This is a genomic window from Geodermatophilus sp. SYSU D00766, from assembly GCF_054049915.1.
Genome location: NZ_JBJGYI010000054.1, coordinates 1 through 20,230, shown reverse-complemented (window position 1 = coordinate 20,230; position 20,230 = coordinate 1). Strand labels below are relative to the sequence as shown.

Below are 20,230 nucleotides of genomic sequence, written 5' to 3'. Positions count from 1 at the left end.
CCGTCCACGGCGGCGGAAGGGCACGGGTGGGTCAGGCGGAGCGCTCGGCGAGCGCCTTGATCCCGGCGCAGAACCGGCGGAACGACGGGTTGAGGTCCGGCGTCGAGCGCTCGGTCACCCACGCCAGCGGGCCGGTCTGGTCCTCGCGGACGGTGAGCACCGTGCCGCCGTCGTCCTGCCGGTCGAGGGAGTAGGTGCGCTCGATGACCGCCAGCCCGAACGGCAGCCCACCGCGCCAGCGCATCGCCTCCCCCGGCCGCAGCTCGGTGACGACGACGGCGAACGGCCGGCTGCGGAGCATCGTCGCGTACAGCGTCAGCCGCTCCCCCAGCGCGACCCGGCCCTCGACCCGGTCGACGCCGGAGTCCCAGTCCCGCCAGGTGCCCACGTCGACCAGGTGCGGCCACACCTCGTCCGGGCCGACGTCGATGCGCGTGGCCGCCTCGTAGCTCCTCATGGGTCCCCTCCCGCCGCCCGCAGTCTGCCCGCGGTCAGGAGGCCGGACCAAGGCCGCGCAGCCGGAACGGCCGGTCGGCGCGCAGCGGCCCGCGGGCCCAGGCCAGCAGCCCCGCGACGTCGAGGCCGTGCGGGGGCGCCGGCGCGTAGGGCGCGACGTTGCCCGCCCCGCGCTCGACGAGCGTCGCCGCACCGCGGGTGTTGCCCCGGGCGGCGTGGGTGAGCCCGACGGCGAGCTGCGCCAGCCCGCGCCACAGCTGCCGCTCGTCGTCGGGCGCCGCCTTCCACGCGTCCTCGAGCACCTCGTGGGCGTGGAAGGGACGGCCGGCGTCGAGCAGCCGCTGCGCCTCGGCCACCGCCTCGTCCGGTGTCCGGGGCACCCCCTCCGGCGCGCGCTCGACGCCCTCGGCGCCGCGGGGCAGCGGCCGGCCGAGCGCGTCGCGCGGGCGGGCGCTGCGCGCCCGCCCCTCGGGATCCCGGTCGCGCGGCGAGGTCACCCCCGCATCCTCCCGCGGACACGTCCGGTCCCCTCCCGGAGCGGGAGGTCCGGAACGCCTCCCGCGCGGTCCGGCACCGCCGCTGCCGGAGCCCGCAGCCGCCTGACCTGCTCTCCCGCGCGCTCGTGCTCTGCCCCGCCTCCCGGGGGAGAGCACGAGCGTTGGGGGGTCCCCTGCCCCGCCGCGGGCTGCACCCGATCGCGTGAACCGCACGGCCTCCTCCGGCGGGTGCATCCGGACCTGCGGGGACGCCGGAAGGAGGGGTGTCAGCAACCCCCGACCCCGGAGGACCTCGTGACCCGGACCCGCACCCTCGGCCTCGCCACCGTCGCCGGAGCCGGCGCGCTGCTCGCGCTCGGCGTCGCACCCGCCTCGGCGGCGGACACCGCCACCGTCTCCGTGCTGCACGGCATCCCGGACACCCCGGTCGACGTCTACGCGAACGGCGAGCGGCTGATCGACGACTTCGCGCCGGGCACGCTCGCCGGCCCGCTGGAGCTGCCCGCCGGCTCCTACGACCTGGCGCTCTTCCCCGCCGACGCCGCCGACGGCTCGGGCTCGCCGCTGCTGTCGGCGAACGGCGTCGCGGTACCGGCCGGCGCCAACGCCACCGTGGTCGCCCACCTGACCGCGGAGGGCCAGCCCGCGCTCACGCCGTTCGTCAACGACACCTCCGCGGTGCCGGCCGGCCAGGGCCGGGTCGTCGTCCGGCACGTCGCCGCCGCGCCGGCGGTCGACGTCCGCGCCGGCGGCCAGGTGGTCGCCCCGAACCTGACCAACCCGAACGAGGCCTCCCTCGAGGTGCCGGCCGGCACGGTCAGCGCCGACGTCGTCCTCGCCGGCACCGACACCGTCGCGATCGGCCCAGCCGACCTCGACGTGGCCGAGGGCGCCACCACGATCGTCTACGCGTGGGGCTCGCAGGAGGCCGGCTACGAGCTCGCCGTCCAGACGATCTCGGGCGCCCACTCCTCGCCGTCCGGCGTCCCCGGCGGCAGCGCCGGGCTGGCCGACGACGACGGCGGCGTGCCGCTGCCGGTGGTCGGCCTCTCCGCGCTGGGCCTGGCCGGTGCGGCGGTGGCCGCGCGCCGGCTGGCCGGCAACCGCGCCTGACGGGAGGACCGACGTGCGACCCGCTGCCGCCGGGGTGGTGCTGGGCCTGGCCCTCGCCGTGGGCACGCCCGCGGTGTGGGCGCTGTCCCGCCCCCCGGCGGCGGCGGGCGCCCCGGTCGAGCAGGTGCTCGGCACGCCCGCGGAGCAGTCCACCGAACCGCCGGCCGGCCCGGCCGTGGCCGTCCGCGACGCCGCACCGAGCCCCGCCCCCGCCGTCGTGCCGCCGGCGCGGGTCGCCGTCCCGGCCCGCGGGCTCGACGTCCCCGTCGACCCCGTCGGCACCGCGCCGGACGGGCAGATGGCCCTCCCCGACGACGTCGAGCGGGCCGGCTGGTACCGCTTCGGCCCGGTGCCCGGCGCACCGGGCTCGGCGGTGGTCGCCGGGCACGTCGACGACGCCGAGCAGGGGCTCGGGGCGATGGCGGCGCTGCGCGGTACCGAGCCCGGCGACGAGGTGGTCGTCACCGACGCCGCCGGCGCCGTCACCCGCTGGCGGGTCGTCTCCCGCGAGCTGCTGGACAAGCAGGCCCTGCCGGTCGACGCCCTGTTCCGCCGCGACGGGCCGCCGCGGCTGACGCTGGTGACCTGTGGCGGACCGTTCCTCCCCGAGGTCGGCGGCTACCGCGACAACGTCGTCGTCGTGGCGGAGCCGGCGCCGTGACCGACCTGATGCCGCCCCGATCGGGCTCCCGGTCGCCTAGGGTCGGGTGGGTGGACACCGTGGCGGAGCCGGCGCCGTACGGCGCGGCCGAGCCCGACGACGACGAGGTGGGCCGCCGCTTCGCCGCCGGCGACGAGCAGGCGCTGGCCTGGGCCTACGAGCGGTACGCGGCCCGGGTGCACGGCATGGCGGTGCGCGCCTTCGGTCCCGGCCCCGACGCCGAGGACGTCACGCAGCAGGTCTTCGTCTCGGCCTGGACCGGCCGCGCGGGCTACCGGCCCGAGCAGGGTCCGCTCCCGGCCTGGCTGACCGGCGTCTGCCGCCACAAGATCGCCGACACCTGGGCGCGGCGCGACCGGCAGCGCCGCGCCGCGGAGGCCGCGCTCGCCGAGGCGCAGGCCGCACCCGCCGCGGGACCCGCCCCGGTCGACGCCACCGTCGCCGACCGCGTGCTCCTGCTCGGCGAGCTGGACCGCCTCGGCCAGCCGCAGCGCGGCATCATCGAGCTGGCGTTCTTCGCCGACCTCACCCACACGCAGATCGCCGAGCGCACCGGCCTGCCGCTGGGGACGGTCAAGAGCCACATCCGGCGCACCCTGGAGCGCCTGCGAGACCGGTTGGAGGTGGACGGTGCCGCACTGCACGCCTGAGGAGCTCGCGCTGGCCGCCCTCCGCGAGCCGCTGCCCGACGACGCCGCCGCGCACCTGGCCGGCTGCGCGTCCTGCACCGGCGAGGTGTCCCGGCTGCGCCGCGCCGTCGACGTGCTGGCCGTGCCCGAGCTGGCCGATCCCGGCCCGCCGGTCGCGCCCCCGCCGGCGCTCTGGGCCGGCATCGCCGCCGCGACCGGCGTCGCGACGGCGCCGCGCCCCGACGTCGTGGCGGCCTCGGCCCCGCCCGCCGACCCGGTGCCCGACGTCCCGCCCGCGCCCCTCGTCCCCGCCGCCCGCCCGGAGCCCGGGCCCGTCGCGCCGGTGGTGCCGCTGCGTCCGCGCCGGTCCCGCCTCCTGCTCGCCGCCGCGGCGGCGCTGGTCGTGGGGCTCGGGATCGGGGCGGGTGCGGTCGCGCTGACCGGCCGGGACGACGGCGGCGTCGCCGTGGCCGAGGCGGTGCTCGACCCGCTGGAGGACAGCGGCGCCACCGGCAGCGCGGCCGTCGTCGAGCGCGAGGACGGCACCCGCGTGCTGCGGGTCGAGCTCGCCGCCGACGCCCCGCCCGAGGGCTACTACGAGGCGTGGCTGCTCACCGAGTCGGTGACCGGGCTGGTGCCGCTGGGCGTCGTCCGCCCGGGCACCGAGGACTTCCAGCTCCCCGCCGGCCTCGACCTGGGCGAGTACCCGGTGGTCGACGTCTCGGTCGAGCCGCTCGACGGCGACCCCGCGCACTCCGGCCTGTCCGTCGCCCGGGGGCAGCTGTCCTAGCGTGGGACGGGTGACCGCGCTCGACCTCCGCCTGCCGCACGCCGACCTCGCCGGCTCCTGGCGGGCCGCCCGCCCGCGGCCGGCCGGCACGCACCTGGACTCCGCCGCGTGCAGCCGGCAGAGCAACCGGGTGCTCGAGGCGGTCGCCCACCACGCGCGGCACGAGGCCGAGCTCGGCGGCTACGTGGCCGAGGCGACCGCCGGTGACCTGCTGCAGCAGGGCCGCAGCGTCATCGGGGGGCTGGTCGGCATGGCCGCCGCCGACGTCGCCTTCGTCGAGTCGGCGCAGGCCGCGCTCGCGGCGCTGCTGGCCGCCTGGCCGCTGGCGCCCGGCGCCCGGGTGGCGTGCCTGCCCGGCGAGTACGCGCCGAACGCGGCGATGCTGCGCGCGGCCGGGCTCGCGCTCGAACCGCTGGCCGTCGACGGCGACGGCCGGGCCGACCTGGCGGCGCTCGAGCGGGTGTTGGCCGGCGACCCGCCGCGGTTCGTGCACCTGACCCACGTGGCCAGCCACCGCGGCGTCGTCCAGCCGGCCGCGGAGGTCGCGGCGCTGTGCCGGGCGCACGGCGTGCCGCTGGTGCTCGACGCGGCGCAGTCGCTGGGCCACGTCGACGTCGACCTCGGCGCCGACGTCGTCTACTCGACCTCCCGCAAGTGGCTGGCCGGGCCGCGCGGGGTGGGCCTGCTCTGCGTGCGCCCGGCGGTGGCCGCACAGCTGGTGCCCGCGCTCCCGGGGCCGGCCGACCTCCCGCCGCTGCGGGCGCTGGAGAGCGGCGAGGCCCACGTCGCCGGCCGGATCGGGCTGGTGCTGGCGGTCGGGGAGCACCTGGCCGCCGGGCCGCCGCGGGTCCGCGAGCGGCTGGCCGCGCTGGGCCGGGCCGGGCGGCAGGTGCTCGACGGCGCCGGCGGCTGGCGGGTGGTCGAGCCGGTCGGCGAGCCGACGGCCACGACCACGCTGCGCCCGCCCGACGGCGTCGACGTCGTCGCCACCCGCGCCCGGCTGCTCACCGAGCACGGCATCGTCACCACCGCGGCCGGCCCCGAGCGGGCGCCCGGCGAGATGACCGGCCCGGTGCTGCGGGTGTCGCCGCACGTCGACGGCACCGTGGAGGAGCTCGAGGCCCTCGCCGCCGCCCTCTAGCTGAGCACTTCCGCGGAAGTGCTCAGCCAGCGGGGACCCGCACCCGTACAACGTGGCGGCCCCGGCGGACCGCAGTCGGCGGGCAGCGGTGTCGTCCGGCTGGGAGTGTTCGCGGGCACCGGTCAGGCCCCCACGGGGAGGGGCGTCGGGTCGGGCCGGCGGACCCACTCCGCGTCCAGGCCGACGAGGACGTCGACGACCTCGAGCAGGGGCTGGGCGAACAGCGGCGTGTCCCGCAGGTCGTCCCACAGCGAGGCGAACGCTGCCAGGTCATCCGTGGTGAAGATCAACACGTCGGAGCAGGTGCCGGTGAAGGCCTCCACGTCGACGTGGCGCATGGCGACCTGCCCGGCGTGCCGGGCGAGGACCGGTGCGACGTGCTCGTCGTTGAACTCCTCGCGCGCGGCGCGGGTCATCTGCAACCACTGCGGAGCCAGGGTGACCAGGGCCACGACGGTGTAGGTCCGGGACATGGTGGCTTCTCCTATCAGTTGTTAAGTTAACGCACGCTAAGTTAGCGGGTGCATCCTAGGATCCGTCAAGTGACTTCGACAGGACCCGACGGACGGCGGCGGCGGGCACGGCGGGGCCAGGGCGGAGAGCTCCGGGAGCACATCGTCGACACCGCTGCGACGCTGCTGGCCGAGTCGGGCGACGAGCAGGCCGTCTCCATCCGGGCGGTCGCCGACGCCGTCGGGGTCACCCCGCCCTCGCTGTACCTGCACTTCCCGGACAAGACCGCGCTGCTCCGCGCCGTCGTCGAGCGGCTGTTCGCCGACCTCGAGCAGGACGTGGCCCGCAGCCAGGCCGGCAGCGGCGGCCCCGTGGAGCGCGTGCTGGCCCTCGCCCGCGCCTACGTGGACTTCGGCCTGGGCTCCCCCGGTCGCTACAAGGTCCTCTACGAGGGCCGGGTGCTGCCCGCACTCGATCTGCCCGACGGCGGCGTCCCCGGCCGGGCGCTGATCGAGGCCGCAGCCGGCGACCTGCAGGAGGCCGTGCAGAGCGGCCATCACCTGCCCGCGGGGGGCGCCCGGGCGACCGCGGTCCTGCTGTGGCAGCTCCTCCACGGCGCCGTCTCGCTGCGGATCAACAAGCCGGGATTCCCCTGGCAGGACGCCTGGTCCGACGTCGAACCCGCCGTCAGGGCACTCGTCGGCGTCCGGGACCAGGGCTGAGCCGCCACCTCAACCCGTGCACTTCCGCGGAAGTGCACGGCTACAGGGGGGCCTGGATGCGCTCGCTCACCCGGCGGTGGACGGCGAGCTGCTCGTCGAGCGCCGGGTGCACGGGCACGCCGTCCGCCACCACGAACCGCCCGCCGACGACGGTGTGCCGCGCGGCCACCGGACCGCAGCGCAGCCACGCCTCCACCGGGTCCGACAGCGCCCCGGCGAAGGCCGGCCCGGTCAGCGGCCAGACGGCGAGGTCGCCGCACGCCCCCACCGACAGCTGCCCGATCTCGCCGGTGCGCCCGAGACAGGCCGCACCGCCGCGGGTGGCGATCTCCAGCGCGTCGCGGGCGGTGAACGACCCGGCGCCGTGCCGCAGCTTGCCCTGCAGCATCGCCGTGCGGGCCTCCAGCCACAGCGACGCCGCGTCCGCCGACGACGACCCGTCCACGCCCAGCCCGACCGGCACCCCGGCCGCCCGCAGCTCGGCGACCGGCGCCAGCCCGCTGCCGAGGACCATGTTCGACGACGGGCAGTGCGCCGCCCCGACCCGCGCCGCGCCCAGGCGCGCCACCTCGGCGGGCGAGGGCCAGACCACGTGCGCCAGCCACACCCGGTCGGTCATCCAGCCGACGTCGGCCAGGTACTCGACCGGACGGCGGCCGAAGCGCTCGAGGCAGAACGCGTCCTCGTCGCGGGTCTCGGCGAGGTGGGTGTGCAGCCGGACGTCGAGCCGCTCGGCCAGCTCGGCGGTGCGCGTCATCAGCTCCGACGACACGCTGAACGGTGAGCAGGGCGCGAGCGCCAGACGGGTGAGCGCCGCCGGCGAGCAGTCGTGGTGGGCCTCCACCAGCCGCTGCGACTCGGCCAGGATCTCGTCGTCGTCCTGGACGACGGAGTCCGGCGGCAGCCCGCCGTCCTTGACCGACAGCGACATCGACCCGCGGGTGAAGTGCGACCGCACCCCCAGGTCCTGCGCCGCCCGCACCTCCGCGCCGATCAGGTCCCCGGCGCCGCGAGGGTGCACGTAGAGGTGGTCGGTGGAGGTCGTGCAGCCGGCCAGCGCCAGCTCGGTGAGCCCGACGTAGGCCGACGTGTACGCCGCCTCCTCGTCCAGCCGCGCCCACAGCGGGTAGAGGGTCACCAGCCAGTCGAACAGCCCGCCGCTCAGCGCGGGCGCGAACGAGCGGGTGAGGTTCTGGTACAGGTGGTGGTGGGTGTTGACCAGCCCCGGCGTCACCAGGCAGCCGGCCGCGTCCACCGCCCGGACGGCGTCGGGCCGCGGGTCCCCCGGGCCGCCCACGCCGCTCACCACACCGCCGGTGACGGCGACCCACCCGCCGGCGATCTCGCGCCGGTCGTCGTCGACGGTGGCCAGCAGCTCGGCCGAGTGCACCAGCAGGTCGGCAGTCGTCTCCACGGGCGCATCCTGCCCGCCGCGAGGTGCGACCTCCCCGTGACGCGACGGCGTTACCGTGACCGTCCCCACACCGCACGAGGAGGGCCCGTGGAGTTCCTGCAGCCCGCGACGTGGGAGGAGGCGCTGGAGGCCAGGGCCGCCTCCCGCGACGCCGTCCCCATCGCCGGGGGCACCGACGTCATGGTCGGCATCAACTTCGGCCGGCTGCGCCCGGCGCTGCTGCTCGACCTCACCCGGGTCCCGGAGCTGCAGCAGTGGGGCACCGACGACGGCGCGGTGCGGCTGGGCGCCGGCGTCCCCTACGCCCGGGTGATCACCGAGCTCGGCGGCCGGCTGCCCGGGCTGGCGATGGCCGCGCGCACCATCGGCTCGCCGCAGATCCGCAACCGGGGCACCGTCGGCGGCAACCTGGCCACCGCCTCCCCGGCCGGTGACGCCCACCCCGCGCTGCTGGCCGCCGGCGCAGAGGTCGAGGTGGCGAGCGTCCGCGGCACCCGCCGGATCCCGGTCGGCGACTTCTACCGCGGCGTCAAGCGCTCGGCGCTGGCCGACGACGAGCTGATCGCCGCCGTCCGCATCACCCCGCCCACCGGCCCGCAGCAGTACAGCAAGATCGGCACGCGCAACGCGATGGTCATCGCCGTCGCCGCGTTCGGCCTGGCGCTGCACCCCGACCGCCGCGCGGTCGGCACCGGCATCGGGTCGGCCGCGCCCACGCCGCGCCGCGCCCCCGCCGCCGAGGAGTTCCTCGCCGGCGAGCTCGACGGGCTGTGGGAGTCCCGCGCCGAGCTGCCACCGGCCACCGCGGCACGCTTCGGCGCGCTGGTCGCCGAGGCCGCGGCCCCCATCGACGACGTGCGCGGCACCGCCCGCTACCGCGTCCACGCGCTCTCGGTCATGGCCCGCCGGACGCTGACCTGGGCCTGGGCCGACTACCGGAAGGGAGACCCGGCGTGCGCCTGACCTGCACCGTCAACGGCGACCGGCACGAGGTGGACGACGTCTGGGAGGGCGAGAGCCTGCTCTACGTGCTGCGCGAGCGGATGGGCCTGCCCGGCTCGAAGAACGCCTGCGAGCAGGGCGAGTGCGGCTCGTGCACCGTCTACCTCGACGGGCTGCCGGTCTGCGCCTGCCTGGTCGCAGCCGGGCAGGCGCAGGGCCGGGAGGTCGGCACCGTGGAGGGGCTGGCCGGCCCGGGCGAGCTGCACCCGGTCCAGGAGGCCTTCCTCGAGGCCGGCGCGGTGCAGTGCGGCTTCTGCACGCCCGGGCTGCTGGTGGCCACCGACGACCTGGTCCGCCGCTCGCGGGCCGAGGGCAGGACGCCCGCCGACGCGGAGATCCGCGAGGCGCTGGCCGGCAACCTCTGTCGCTGCACCGGTTACGAGAAGATCCTGGACGCCGTCCGGCTGGCCGCCGACCGCATGGCAGGTGAGGCCCGGTGAGCACCCCCACCCGCACGCCCGCCGGCGCGCCGTCCTCCGTGGGCGGCCCCGGCGGCCGCATCGGGGACGACGCGCAGCGCCCCGACGGCGTCCTGAAGGTCCGCGGCGAGTTCGCCTACGCCAGCGACCTGTGGATGGACGACATGGTGTGGGGCGTCACGCTGCGCAGCCCGCACCCCTACGCCCGCATCCGCTCGATCGACGTCGGCCCGGCGCTGGCCGTCCCGGGCGTGCACGCCGTCCTCACCTCCGACGACGTGCCCGGCGAGAAGGTCTACGGCCTCGAGCTCGCCGACCAGCCGGTGCTCGCCCTCGACGTCGTCCGCTACCAGGGCGAGCCGGTGGCGCTGGTCGCCGCCGACCACCCCGACACCGCCCGCCGGGCCGCGGCGCGGATCGTCGTCGACTACGACGTCTGGGAGCCGGTCACCGACGCCCGCGCGGCCCTGGGCCACCCCACCTGGAACCAGGTGCACGACGCCCCCGCCGAGGTCACCGAGCTCAGCCGGGAGAGCGCCGACCTGCACCCGAGGGGCAACCTGGTGCGGCACCTCAAGGTCCGCAAGGGCGACCCCGAGCCCACCGCCGACGTCGTCGTGGTCGGCGAGTACGAGGTCGGCATGCAGGACCAGGCCTTCCTCGGCCCGGAGTCCGGGCTGGCGGTGCCCGGCGAGGACGGCGGCGTCGACCTGTACGTGGCCACCCAGTGGCTGCACGTCGACCAGCGGCAGATCTGCTCGGCGCTGGCCATGCCGCCCGAGAAGGTCCGGCTCACCCTCGCCGGGGTCGGCGGCGCGTTCGGCGGCCGCGAGGACCTGTCGATGCACGTGCACGCCTGCCTGCTCGCGCTGCACACCGGCCGGCCGGTGAAGATGTCCTACAACCGCGAGGAGTCCTTCTTCGGCCACGTGCACCGGCACCCGGCGACCATGCGCTACGAGCACGGCGCCACCCGCGACGGCGACCTGGTCTACGTGAAGGCCGAGATCTTCCTCGACGGCGGTGCCTACGCCTCCAGCACGCCGGCGGTCGTCGGCAACGCCGGCACGATGGGCCTGGGCCCCTACGTCGTCCCGAACGTGCACGTCGACTGCTACGGCGCCTACACCAACAACCCGCCGTGCGGCGCCATGCGCGGGTTCGGCTCGGTGCAGACCGCCTTCGCCTACGAGGCGCAGATGGACGCGCTGGCCGCCGAGCTCGGCATGGACCCGGTCGAGCTGCGCTGCCGCAACGCGATGGAGCTGGGCTCGGAGACGCCCACCGGCCAGGTCGTCGACAGCCCGGCACCGGTGGCCGAGCTGCTGCGCCGGCTGGTGGCCATGCCGCTGCCGGAGCTCCCCACCGGGCTCGACCTGCGCGACATGCCCGGCGGGGTCTCCAACACCACGCACGGCGAGGGCGTCCGGCGCGGCGTCGGGTACGCCGTCGCCTACAAGAACGTCGCCTTCTCCGAGGGCTTCGACGACCACTCCACGGCGCGGGTGCGGCTGGAGGTCGTCGGCGGCGAGGCGGTGGCCACGGTGCACACCGCCGCGGCCGAGGTGGGTCAGGGCCTGGTCACCGTCGAGCAGCAGATCGCCCGCACCGAGCTCGGCGTCGACGCCGTCGTGGTGCACCCGAAGGACACCGCCGTCGGGTCGGCGGGCTCGAGCTCGGCGTCGCGGCAGACCTACGTCACCGGCGGGGCGGTCAAGGCGGCGTGCGAGGCGGTCCGCGCGCGGGTGCTGGAGCGGGCGCGGGCCCTGGTCGGCCGGCCGGCCGGCGACCTGCGGCTCGACGGCGGGAAGGTGGTGTCCGACGCCGAGGGGGTCGCGCTGCCGCTGGCCGACGTGCTCGGCGACGACGCGGTCGAGGAGACCGTGGAGTGGCGGCACCGGCCCACCCAGCCGCTCGACCCGGAGACCGGCCAGGGCTTCGCGCACGTGCAGTACGCCTTCTCCGCGCACCGGGCGGTGGTCGACGTCGACACCGAGCTCGGGCTGGTCAAGGTGGTGGAGATGGCCTGCACCCAGGACGTGGGCAAGGCGATCAACCCGCAGGCCGTCGTCGGGCAGATCCAGGGCGGCACCGCGCAGGGGCTGGGGCTGGCGGTGATGGAGGAGATCCTGGTGCGCGACGGGCGGGTGCAGAACCCGTCGTTCACCGACTACCTCATCCCCACCGTGCTCGACATGCCGCCGATGCGGATCGAGGTGCTGGAGTACGCCGACCCGCACGCCCCCTACGGCCTGCGCGGTGTGGGCGAGGCGCCCAACATCTCCTCCGGGCCCGCGGTGCTGGCCGCGATCCGGCAGGCGACCGGCCTGCCGCTGCGGCGCGTCCCGGTGCGCCCCGAGCACCTCACGGGCACCTGAGCGGGTGCGCCGGCGCCGCACTCCGAGGTCCGGGGTGCGGCGCCGGCGCACACGCTCACCCGGCCGAGGTCTCCTCCCACCGGCGGCGCAGCGCGGCACGGCCGGCCTCGGTGGGGCGGCCCCAGAGCCGCAGCCGGGCCATGCCGCCGTCGGGGAAGACGTCCATCCGCACCCGGGTGACGCCGCTGTCGCCGGGCAGCACGAAGCGGTGCCGGGTGTCGGGCTGCAGCGGCGTGCGCGGCAGCAGCTCCACCGCGCGCCCGTCGGCGGTGGTACCGGTCAACGACGCCGACCCGGGCGCGTTGCCGAGGAACCACGAGGTGTCGAGCTCGGCGAGGGTCACCGTGCCCTCGCAGGCCAGCGCCACCTCGACCCAGTCGTTGCCGTCGTCGCGGCGCCGGGCGTTCTCCCAGCCCTCGCCCATGGACCGGGCCTCGCCGCGGCCGATGAGCTGGTGCGGGCTGCCGTAGAAGGCGTTGCTCACCGCGGTCACCCGCCCGCCGTTCTCCAGGGCGGCGAGGTCGCACGGGCCGGCGTCGAGCAGCCGCGGGTCGGGCACCACCTCGCCGTGCACCCGCAGCCGCGCGACGCCGCCGTCGGGGTGGATGGACAGCCGCACGTGCGTCACCCGCGGCCCCGGCTCGACGGCGAAGCGGTTGGCCGTGCCGCCGGCGAGGTCCGACAGCGGCAGCAGCGGCGCCCAGTCGGCGTCGGGCAGCGCGGACGCCGGCGGGTGGCCCTCGACCGCGGCGCCCTCCAGCGAGGCGCGCGGCGGGTAGTTGCCGAGGAAGAACGCGGTGTCGACGACGACGGCGTGCACCACCCCCGGCATGCCGAGGCGCACGACCGCCCAGTCGTGCCCCGGCTCGCGGCGGCGGCGGGTCTCCCAGCCGTCGTACTCCTTGCCGCGCGCGCCGAAGTCGTCGCGGGCCCGCGCCGGCTCGGCGCGGACCAGGTTCTCCTTGCCGGCGAAGAACTCGTCGTTGGCGGCCACCACGGCACCGCCCTGGGCGCGGCTCGCGAGGTCGGGCAGGTCGAAGGGGTCGGACATCGGGCTCCTCGTCGCGGGCGGTCGCGGGTCACTCTCGCACGGCCGGGGTAGGGGCACCGCGTCCCGCGAGACCCGAGGAGGACCCGTGTCCGAACCCACCGACGACCTGCGCGAGCGCGCCCGCGAGCACATCCAGCAGCTGCCCGCCGAGACCGCGCTGGGCAACCCCGACCCCGCGGGCGGCTCCACGGAGGACCCGAAGATCCTCGACGAGGCCGCCCGGGAGGAACCCCAGAGCTGAGCTCAGCGGCCCCCTCGGCGCAGCAGCCGGCCGAGGGGGCTGCCGTCGGCCTCCCTCCCCCGCAGCCAGGTCCGCCGGACCACGCCGGTGAGTTCCCGGCCCGCGTAGGGCGTGACGGGGTTGCGGTGCTCGAGCCGGCCGACGGTGGACCGCTCCTCGGGGGCGAAGGCGACCAGGTCGGCGTCCCTGCCGCCGGCGATCGCGCCCTTGCCCGGCAGCCCGGCCAGCCGCGCCGGCGCCGCCGACATCCACTCCACCACCTGCGCCAGCGGCACCCCGCGCGCGCAGGCCCCGGTCCACACCGCCGGCAGCGCCACCTGCAGGCCGGCGATCCCGCCCCACGCCAGCCCGAAGTCGCCGACGTCGAGCCGCTTCAGCTCCGGCGTGCACGGCGAGTGGTCGCTGACGACCAGGTCGATGTCGCCGGAACGCAGCGCGCCCCACAGCTCCTCGCGGTGCGCCGACTCCCGGATCGGCGGGCAGCACTTGAACGCGGTGCCGCCGTCGGGCACGTCCTCGGCGGCGAAGGTCAGGTAGTGCGGGCAGGTCTCCACGGTGATCCGCACGCCGGACGCCCGCGCCGCCCGCAGCAGCGGCAGCGCGTCGCCGTCGGCCAGGTGGACGACGTGGCTGCGCGCGCCGGTGTCCCGCGTCGCCGCCACCAACCGGCCGATCGCCGTCTCCTCCGCCGCCGGGGGCCGGGAGGCGAGGAACGCCGCGTAGCTGGCGCCAGCGGGCTCCGGCGCGGCGGCGATGACCTGCTCGTCCTCGGCGTGCGCGATCAGCAGCCCGTCGAAGGTCGCCAGCTCGGCCAGGGCCGCGCGCAGCCCGGCATCGTCCAGCGGCGGGAACTCCGGGACGCCGGAGTCGAGCAGGAAGCACTTGAACCCGACGACGCCGGCCTCGTGCATGCCTCGCAGCTCGGCGACGTTGCCGGGCACCGCGCCGCCCCAGAACGCGACGTCGACGGCGACCTGCCCGGCCGCGGCCTCCCGCTTCACGCGCAGCGCGTCGGGCGAGGTGGTCGCCGGCACGGAGTTCAGCGGCATGTCGACGATCGTGGTGACGCCCCCGGCGGCCGCGGCGCGGGTGGCGGTGGCGAAGCCCTCCCACTCGGTGCGGCCGGGCTCGTTGACGTGCACGTGGGTGTCGACCAGCCCGGGCAGCAGCACCTCGTCGTCGGCGAGGGTGACCGCGCCGGCCGGGGCGTCGTCGAAGGCGGTGACCGCGGTGACGACGCCGCCCTCGGTGTGCACCGCCGCGGCGCGCTCACCGTCCGGGAGCACCACCCGCCGGGCGCGGACGACCAGGGTCACGCGACCTCCCCGATCGCCCGGACCACCCGGTGCAGTTCCGTCCCCCAGGCGGTGGCCACCCAGCCGTTCTCCAGCGGCAGGCGGACGGCGGCGTCGGCGGTCAACACCCCGGCAGCCTGCCCGACGTGCACGGTGGACGCGTAGGCGCACGGCGCGACCGGCGGCAGCCAGGCCGGCGCGCCCGGCCCCAGGCCGACCGTGGTGTGCAGCAGCGGCCGCCCGTCGACGGCGACCCGCGTGGTGCCGGTCCAGCGGCCGGGCTCCTCGCCGGCGCGGCCGAGCCGCACCTGCTCGGTGGCGGTGAGCCGGGCGCCTGCCGCCAGCTCCGCCGCCAGCTCCGCCCGGTGGTGCGCCCGGACGGCGACCACGGTCGCCTCCGGCCGCAGGTCCAGCTCCCCGGCCACCTCGGCGACGACGCGCTGCACCGAGGGCCGGTGTGCCTCGCGCGCGGGCAGCGCGACGGCGGCGGCCACCGAGCGCACCACCAGCACGGCGCCCTCCTCGACCACCAGCCGGACCTCCGCGTCGTCGCCGCCGAGCGGGCCGAACGCCACCGCCACCAGGTGCACCGACACCGGCCCGGTCCGGCGCACCGCGAGCTGCCCGCTCGCGCGGACCACCGGCAGCACCGTGCGCCCGCCGGGCCCGCGCCGCGCGACGACCTCGACCCGCGTCCTCACGCCCGCTGCAGCCGGCGGGCCCGCACCTGCTCGCGCACCCAGTCGGCCACGGGCCCCGCCGTCGGGTCCTCCCGCAGCGAGACGAGCATCGTCGGTCTGTCCCCGCGGACCACGGCCGAGTCCCGTCGCATGACGTCCAGGTCGGCGCCGACCAGCGGCGCGAGGTCGGTCTTGTTCACCACCAGCAGGTCGCTCGCGGTCACCCCGGGGCCGCCCTTGCGCGGCACCTTGTCCCCGCCGGCGACGTCGACGACGAACACCTGCACGTCGACCAGCCCGTAGCTGAAGCTCGCCGTCAGGTTGTCCCCGCCGGACTCGACGAGCACCAGCTCCAGCCCGGGGTGGCGGGCCTCGAGCAGCTCGACGGCGTCGAGGTTGGCGGTGATGTCGTCGCGGATCGCGGTGTGCGGGCAGCAGCCGGTCTGCACCGCCTCGATCCGGTCGTCGGGGAGGACGGCGTGGCGGCGCAGGAAGTCGGCGTCCTCGGTCGTGTAGATGTCGTTGGTGACGACGGCGAGGTCGTACTCGGCGCCCAGCGTGCGGCACAGCGCGGCGGCCAGGGCGGTCTTGCCGGAGCCGACCGGCCCGCCGAGCCCGACGCGCAGGGGCCCGCCGTGCCGGTGCGGGACCTCCGCGTCGACGTAGTCCTGGAGGTCGTGGTCAGGAGGCAAAGAAGCGGTCCCCTCTCGTGGCGTGCACCTCGGCCAGCAGGTCGAGGAGCGGGTCGGTGGCAGCGGGGAGCCCCTCCCGGATCGCCGCGTCGGTGACGGCGTCGATCCGGGGCGCCAGCCGAGCGGTGACGGCGGCGACGGTGAGCGGGTCCATGGCGAGCAGCCGCTGGGCCGCGGTCGCCGGGCCGCTGACCGACAGGTACGCGGCGGCCGCGGCGGCGTCGCGGGCGGTCAGCCCGCCCGCGGCCGCGGCCACGCCGAGCGCCACCGGGTGGTGCGGCGCGGCGGGCAGCGCGTCCCAGGCCGGCGACGGCCACGCGCGGCGGCCCACCCGCACCAGCCCGCGGCCCTGCTGCCGGGACGCCGCCCGCAGCGCCGGCGACGGCGTCCGCGCGTCGGCCTCCGCGTCGAGTTCCAGGAGCGCAGCGACGAGCTCCGACGAGGACGGGGCCGGAGGCTCCTCCGACGAGGGGCTGGCAGGGCTCAGCGCCACGGGGGACGGCACCTGGCCGAGGTGTCGTCCGGAGGACGACAGTGTCGTCGCCGCGGCCGCGAGACCCGCCGCGACGGCACCCGCCGTCGCCAGCCGGCGCAGCAGGAAGGCGGCGAGCGAGCCCGGGTCGTGCACCAGCCCGGCCGTCACGGCCTGCTCCACCCCGCCGGAGTGCGTGTGCCCGCCCGCGGGCAGCCGCGAGTCGGCCAGCGTGAGCAGCGCCGCGGTCATCAGAAGAGGAAGTACCGCTGGGCCATCGGCAGCTCGCGCACCGGCTCGGGCTCCCACACCTCGCCGTCCACGGTCACGGTGAAGGTGTCGGGGTCGACGCGGATGTCCGGCAGCGCGGTGTTCTCCGGCATGTCGGCCTTGGTCAGCCGGGTGGTGTCGGTGACCGCGGCCAGCCGGCGGTCGACCGCCAGCCGGTCACCGAGCCCCGCATCGAGCGCCGCGGGTGCCACGAAGTGCAGCGACGTCCGCGCCGGCACCCGCCCGTAGGCGCCGAACATCGGCCGGGGCAGCTGCGGCTGCGGGGTCGGGATGGAGGCGTTGGCGTCGCCCATCTGCGCCCAGGTGATCACCCCGCCCTTGAGGACGGCGTGCGGGCGGACGCCGAAGAACCGCGGGTCCCAGAGCACCAGGTCGGCGAGCTTGCCGGGCTCCACCGACCCGACCTCGCCGTCGATGCCGTGGGCCACCGCCGGGCAGATGGTGTACTTGGCGACGTACCGGCGGGCGCGGGCGTTGTCCGCGGCGCCGTCGCCGGCCAGCGACCCGCGCCGGCGCTTCATCACGTGCGCGGTCTGCCAGGTGCGCAGGACCACCTCGCCCACGCGGCCCATCGCCTGCGCGTCGGAGCCGATCATCGAGATGGCGCCCAGGTCGTGCAGCAGGTCCTCGGCGGCGATCGTCGTCGGCCGGATCCGGCTCTCGGCGAAGGCGAGGTCCTCCGGCACGGAGGAGTCCAGGTGGTGGCAGACCACGAGCATGTCGAGGTGCTCGTCGAGGGTGTTCACCGTGTGCGGCCGGGTCGGGTTGGTGCTGCTGGGGAGCACGTTCGCGTGCCCGGCGACGGTGATGATGTCGGGCGCGTGACCGCCCCCGGCACCCTCGGTGTGGTACGCGTGGATCGACCGGCCGGCGATCGCCGCGAGCGTGTCCTCGACGAACCCGGCCTCGTTGAGGGTGTCCGAGTGCAGCGCCACCGGGACGCCGTGCCGCCCGGCCACGGTCAGGCAGGCGTCGATCGCCGCGGGTGTCGAGCCCCAGTCCTCGTGCAGCTTGAACCCGCTGGCCCCGCCGCGGAGCTGCTCCTCCATCGACTCCTGCGAGACCGTGTTGCCCTTGCCCAGCAGCGCGACGTTGACCGGCCAGGGGTCCATCGCCTCGAGCATCCGCGCCAGGTACCAGTCGCCCGGCGTGATGGTGGTGGCCTTGGACCCCTCCGCCGGGCCGGTGCCGCCGCCGATCAGCGTGGTGACACCCGAGCCCAGCGCCGTCGGCACGATCTGCGGGCAGATGAGGTGCACGTGGCAGTCGACGCCGCCGGCGGTGAGGATCCGCCCGTTGCCGGCCAGCACCTCGGTGCCTGGCCCGATGACCAGGTCGGGGTGGACGCCGTCCATCGTGTCGGGGTTGCCGGCCTTGCCCAGCGCCACGATCCGCCCGTCGCGGACGCCGACGTCGGCCTTGACCACGCCCCAGTGGTCCAGGACGACGGCGCCGGTGACCACCAGGTCGGGCGCGCCCTCGGCGCGGGTGGCGCGGCCCTGGCCCATCGACTCGCGGATGACCTTGCCGCCGCCGAACACCGCCTCCTCGCCGGCCCGGCCGGGACCGCCGCAGCGGTCCTCCTCGACCTCGACGATCAGGTCGGTGTCGGCCAGCCGGATGCGGTCGCCGGTGGTGGGCCCGTACAGCTGGGCGTAGCGCTCGCGGGACAGCCGGACCACTAGGAGAGGCCTCCTTCGGCGGTGAGTCCCGGGACGACGCGGGCGCCGGCCAGCGGGACCAGCGTCACGGTGCGGGTGATGCCCGGCTCGAACCGGACGGCGGTGCCCGCGGCCACGTCGAGCCGGAGCCCGTGCGCGGCGGCGCGGTCGAACGCCAGCGCCCGGTTCGCCTGCGCGAAGTGGAAGTGCGACCCGACCTGCACCGGGCGGTCGCCGGTGTTGGTCACCTCGACCTCGACGCGCGGCGCGCCCTCGAGGGTCTCGATCACGCCTTCGGCCGGGATCACCTCGCCGGGGACCACGCTCACGGGATCGGTTGGTGGACGGTCACCAGCTTGGTCCCGTCCGGGAAGGTCGCCTCCACCTGCACCTCCGCCAGCAGCTCGGGGACCCCGTCCATCACGTCGTCGCGGGTGAGGACCGTGCGGCCGGACTGCATCAGCTCCGTGACCAGGACGCCGTCCCGTGCTCCCTCGAGGACGTGGTCGGTGACGACCGCCGTCGCCTCCGGCAGGTTCAGCCGCAGTCCCCGCGCGCGCCGCCGCCGGGCCAGCTCGGCGGCGTAGGACAGCAGCAGCCGTTCCTGCTCGTGCGGGGTGAGGTGCACGCGGGGGCCTCCGGGGGTGGGGTGTCCGGACGCTAACCGCCGGATGTGTCGCGTCGGTTACCGGAGCGGCCGGAAGAACTCGCGGACGTCGGCGACCAGGGCGTCGGGCCGCTCCAGCGCCGCGAAGTGCCCGCCGCTGTCGTGCTCGCGCCAGGCCCGCAGGTCGGTCAGCTGCCGCTGCACCCACGCGCGGGGCGGCTGGAAGATCTCGTGCGGGAACAGCGAGACGCCGGTGGGCACGTCCACCCGCGGGGCCCGCTCGCCCGGCGCCCGGGCCATCTCCCAGTACATCCGCGCCGACGACGTCGCCGTCGCCGTGAACCAGTACACCGAGACGTCGTCGAGCAGCCGGTCGAGCCCGATGGACGCCACCGGGTCGCCGTCGGTCCAGGCGGCGAACTTCTCGAGGATCCACGCGGCCTGACCGGCGGGGGAGTCGGTGAGGCCGTAGCCGAGGGTCTGCGGCCGGGTGCGCTGCTGCTGGCTGTAGGCCGCCGCCTCGGCACGGAAGGCACGCTCGCGTTCCAGCGCCCGCCGCTCGCGCTCGCTGAACTCCGTCTGCCCCTCCGGCGGGCCGGTCACCACCATGTTCAGGTGCACCCCGACCACCCGGTCGGGGTGGCGGGCGCCGAGGTTGGCCGAGACGAACGAGCCGATGTCCCCGCCCTGGGCACCGAAGCGCTCGTAGCCGAGCCGGCGCATCACCACCGCCCAGGCGTCGGCAGTGCGTGCCGGCCCCCAGCCGGGGGCGTCCGGCCTGCCGCTCCAGCCGAACCCCGGCAGCGACGGCACGACGAGGGAGAAGGCGTCCTGCGGGTCCTCGGGCTCGGTGAGCGGGCCGACGACGTCGAGGAACTCCACGACCGACCCGGGCCAGCCGTGGGTGAGGACGAGGGGCAGCGCGTCAGGGTGCGGCGAGCGGACGTGCAGCAGGTGCACCGGCAGACCGTCCACCACCGTCCGCACCTGCGGGTGGGCGTTGAGCAGCGCCTGCCGGGCCGGCCAGTCGTGGTCCTCGGCCCAGTAACGGCAGACCTCGCGCATCCACTCCAGCGGGACGCCCTGCGACCAGTCGCCGACCGTCTCCTGCTCGGGCCAGCGGGTGGCCCGCAGCCGGCGCCGCAGGTCGTCGACCTCCTCGGCCGGCACGTCGACGGCGAACGGCTCGACGGCGTCGTCCACGGGGGAACCGTATCGGCGCTCGACGCCCCCGGACAGCCGGCATGGCCTCACCGGGAGTCGCGATCCTCCCCTGACGAGAGCGGGGCCGGTCCGGTTACCCGCCGCGGTCGCCGCCGGACGGGACGGTGTCCCGACCCGCTGCGCAACCGGACCACGAGGAGGCAGCTCCGAGAGGCGCACCGCGTCCTGGAAAATGCGGCAGGGCCCCGCGCCGGTGTCCGGTGCGGGGCCCTGCTGAATGGTTGTCCGGCGGTGTCCTACTCTCCCACCCCGTCTCCAGGGCAGTACCATCGGCGCTGAGAGGCTTAGCTTCCGGGTTCGGAATGGGACCGGGCGTTTCCCTCTCGCCATGACCGCCGTAA

Annotated in this window: 23 protein-coding genes and 1 rRNA gene; 10 read left to right on the top strand and 14 right to left on the bottom strand. The window is 76.7% G+C overall.

The genetic code is table 11. From position 1 onward, the window contains the following. Window positions 1–31 precede the first annotated feature (31 nt). Together ACI8AD_RS23345 and ACI8AD_RS23340 are read right to left on the bottom strand one after the other, a co-directional pair. The gene (locus tag ACI8AD_RS23345) at window positions 32–457 is read right to left on the bottom strand and encodes an SRPBCC domain-containing protein (protein WP_456872916.1); all 426 of its coding nucleotides are present in this window, start codon (window positions 455–457) and stop codon (window positions 32–34) included. Window positions 458–491: 34 nt separating this feature from the next. After that, a complete protein-coding gene (locus tag ACI8AD_RS23340; protein WP_456872915.1) occupies window positions 492–953 on the bottom strand; it encodes a DUF309 domain-containing protein in 462 nt (153 codons plus the stop codon). A gap of 294 nt (window positions 954–1,247) precedes the next feature. Between ACI8AD_RS23340 and ACI8AD_RS23335 the strand changes: the two genes are divergently transcribed. Genes ACI8AD_RS23335 through egtE form a run of 5 tightly spaced genes read left to right on the top strand, consistent with a single transcriptional unit; the run spans window position 1,248 to window position 5,287 of the window. After that, entirely contained in the window at window positions 1,248–2,066 is an 819-nt protein-coding gene (locus ACI8AD_RS23335) for a DUF4397 domain-containing protein (protein ID WP_456872914.1), read from the top strand. A 13-nt stretch (window positions 2,067–2,079) separates the two neighbouring features. Next, complete coding sequence (locus tag ACI8AD_RS23330; RefSeq protein ID WP_456872913.1) at window positions 2,080–2,727, top strand: class F sortase; 648 nt, start codon at window positions 2,080–2,082, stop codon at window positions 2,725–2,727. Between the two features lie 50 nt (window positions 2,728–2,777). After that, on the top strand, window positions 2,778–3,377 hold the full coding sequence (locus tag ACI8AD_RS23325) for an RNA polymerase sigma factor (RefSeq protein WP_456872912.1): 600 nt from the start codon (window positions 2,778–2,780) through the stop codon (window positions 3,375–3,377). Next, window positions 3,358–4,146 (top strand): anti-sigma factor, encoded by a 789-nt coding sequence (locus ACI8AD_RS23320; RefSeq protein WP_456872911.1) that lies wholly within the window; start codon window positions 3,358–3,360, stop codon window positions 4,144–4,146. Before ACI8AD_RS23325 ends, ACI8AD_RS23320 begins: the two co-directional genes overlap by 20 nt. A 10-nt stretch (window positions 4,147–4,156) precedes the next feature. Next, entirely contained in the window at window positions 4,157–5,287 is a 1,131-nt protein-coding gene (gene egtE / locus ACI8AD_RS23315) for an ergothioneine biosynthesis PLP-dependent enzyme EgtE (RefSeq protein WP_456872910.1), read from the top strand. Between the two features lie 122 nt (window positions 5,288–5,409). Here egtE and ACI8AD_RS23310 read toward each other — a convergent pair whose 3' ends face one another. After that, complete coding sequence (locus ACI8AD_RS23310) at window positions 5,410–5,760, bottom strand: darcynin family protein (protein ID WP_456872909.1); 351 nt, start codon at window positions 5,758–5,760, stop codon at window positions 5,410–5,412. Between the two features lie 69 nt (window positions 5,761–5,829). Between ACI8AD_RS23310 and ACI8AD_RS23305 the strand changes: the two genes are divergently transcribed. Further along, the gene (locus ACI8AD_RS23305; RefSeq protein WP_456872908.1) at window positions 5,830–6,462 is read left to right on the top strand and encodes a TetR/AcrR family transcriptional regulator; all 633 of its coding nucleotides are present in this window, start codon (window positions 5,830–5,832) and stop codon (window positions 6,460–6,462) included. A gap of 40 nt (window positions 6,463–6,502) precedes the next feature. Here the strand turns inward: ACI8AD_RS23305 and ACI8AD_RS23300 are convergent, their stop codons facing one another. Further along, window positions 6,503–7,876, bottom strand: a complete 1,374-nt coding sequence (locus tag ACI8AD_RS23300) for an 8-oxoguanine deaminase (protein WP_456872907.1) — start codon at window positions 7,874–7,876, stop codon at window positions 6,503–6,505. An 87-nt stretch (window positions 7,877–7,963) separates the two neighbouring features. Between ACI8AD_RS23300 and ACI8AD_RS23295 the strand changes: the two genes are divergently transcribed. Genes ACI8AD_RS23295 through pucD form a run of 3 tightly spaced genes read left to right on the top strand, consistent with a single transcriptional unit; the run spans window position 7,964 to window position 11,675 of the window. Further along, on the top strand, window positions 7,964–8,839 hold the full coding sequence (locus ACI8AD_RS23295) for an FAD binding domain-containing protein (protein ID WP_456872906.1): 876 nt from the start codon (window positions 7,964–7,966) through the stop codon (window positions 8,837–8,839). Continuing rightward, the gene (locus tag ACI8AD_RS23290; protein WP_456872905.1) at window positions 8,830–9,318 is read left to right on the top strand and encodes a (2Fe-2S)-binding protein; all 489 of its coding nucleotides are present in this window, start codon (window positions 8,830–8,832) and stop codon (window positions 9,316–9,318) included. Before ACI8AD_RS23295 ends, ACI8AD_RS23290 begins: the two co-directional genes overlap by 10 nt. Beyond that, on the top strand, window positions 9,315–11,675 hold the full coding sequence (gene pucD, locus ACI8AD_RS23285) for a xanthine dehydrogenase subunit D (protein ID WP_456872904.1): 2,361 nt from the start codon (window positions 9,315–9,317) through the stop codon (window positions 11,673–11,675). Before ACI8AD_RS23290 ends, pucD begins: the two co-directional genes overlap by 4 nt. A 55-nt stretch (window positions 11,676–11,730) precedes the next feature. Here the strand turns inward: pucD and alc are convergent, their stop codons facing one another. After that, a complete protein-coding gene (gene alc / locus ACI8AD_RS23280; protein WP_456872903.1) occupies window positions 11,731–12,726 on the bottom strand; it encodes an allantoicase in 996 nt (331 codons plus the stop codon). 85 nt (window positions 12,727–12,811) lie between these two features. On the opposite strand from alc, the gene ACI8AD_RS23275 reads away from it, so the two are divergent. After that, window positions 12,812–12,967, top strand: coding sequence for a hypothetical protein (locus tag ACI8AD_RS23275; protein ID WP_456872902.1), 156 nt, complete (start codon window positions 12,812–12,814; stop codon window positions 12,965–12,967). 2 nt (window positions 12,968–12,969) lie between these two features. On the opposite strand, the gene allB is transcribed toward ACI8AD_RS23275, so the two are convergent. From allB to rrf, 9 genes are all read right to left on the bottom strand, one after another. Next, window positions 12,970–14,283: an allantoinase AllB gene (gene allB / locus ACI8AD_RS23270; protein ID WP_456872901.1), complete on the bottom strand. Its 1,314-nt coding sequence runs from the start codon at window positions 14,281–14,283 to the stop codon at window positions 12,970–12,972. Further along, the gene (locus ACI8AD_RS23265) at window positions 14,280–14,963 is read right to left on the bottom strand and encodes an urease accessory protein UreD (protein WP_456872900.1); all 684 of its coding nucleotides are present in this window, start codon (window positions 14,961–14,963) and stop codon (window positions 14,280–14,282) included. Before ACI8AD_RS23265 ends, allB begins: the two co-directional genes overlap by 4 nt. Next, the gene (gene ureG, locus ACI8AD_RS23260; RefSeq protein ID WP_456872899.1) at window positions 14,960–15,634 is read right to left on the bottom strand and encodes an urease accessory protein UreG; all 675 of its coding nucleotides are present in this window, start codon (window positions 15,632–15,634) and stop codon (window positions 14,960–14,962) included. The genes ACI8AD_RS23265 and ureG overlap by 4 nt, the downstream gene beginning before the upstream one ends. After that, window positions 15,624–16,358, bottom strand: coding sequence for an urease accessory protein UreF (locus ACI8AD_RS23255; RefSeq protein WP_456872898.1), 735 nt, complete (start codon window positions 16,356–16,358; stop codon window positions 15,624–15,626). The genes ureG and ACI8AD_RS23255 overlap by 11 nt, the downstream gene beginning before the upstream one ends. After that, on the bottom strand, window positions 16,358–18,079 hold the full coding sequence (locus ACI8AD_RS23250; RefSeq protein WP_456872897.1) for an urease subunit alpha: 1,722 nt from the start codon (window positions 18,077–18,079) through the stop codon (window positions 16,358–16,360). Before ACI8AD_RS23250 ends, ACI8AD_RS23255 begins: the two co-directional genes overlap by 1 nt. After that, on the bottom strand, window positions 18,079–18,387 hold the full coding sequence (locus ACI8AD_RS23245; RefSeq protein WP_456872896.1) for an urease subunit beta: 309 nt from the start codon (window positions 18,385–18,387) through the stop codon (window positions 18,079–18,081). Before ACI8AD_RS23245 ends, ACI8AD_RS23250 begins: the two co-directional genes overlap by 1 nt. Beyond that, window positions 18,384–18,686: an urease subunit gamma gene (locus ACI8AD_RS23240; RefSeq protein ID WP_456872895.1), complete on the bottom strand. Its 303-nt coding sequence runs from the start codon at window positions 18,684–18,686 to the stop codon at window positions 18,384–18,386. Before ACI8AD_RS23240 ends, ACI8AD_RS23245 begins: the two co-directional genes overlap by 4 nt. Before the next feature lie 57 nt (window positions 18,687–18,743). After that, a complete protein-coding gene (locus ACI8AD_RS23235; RefSeq protein WP_456872894.1) occupies window positions 18,744–19,868 on the bottom strand; it encodes an epoxide hydrolase family protein in 1,125 nt (374 codons plus the stop codon). Between the two features lie 244 nt (window positions 19,869–20,112). Next, a 5S ribosomal RNA gene (gene rrf, locus ACI8AD_RS23230) occupies window positions 20,113–20,229 on the bottom strand. Between the last annotated feature and the right edge of the window lies 1 nt (window position 20,230).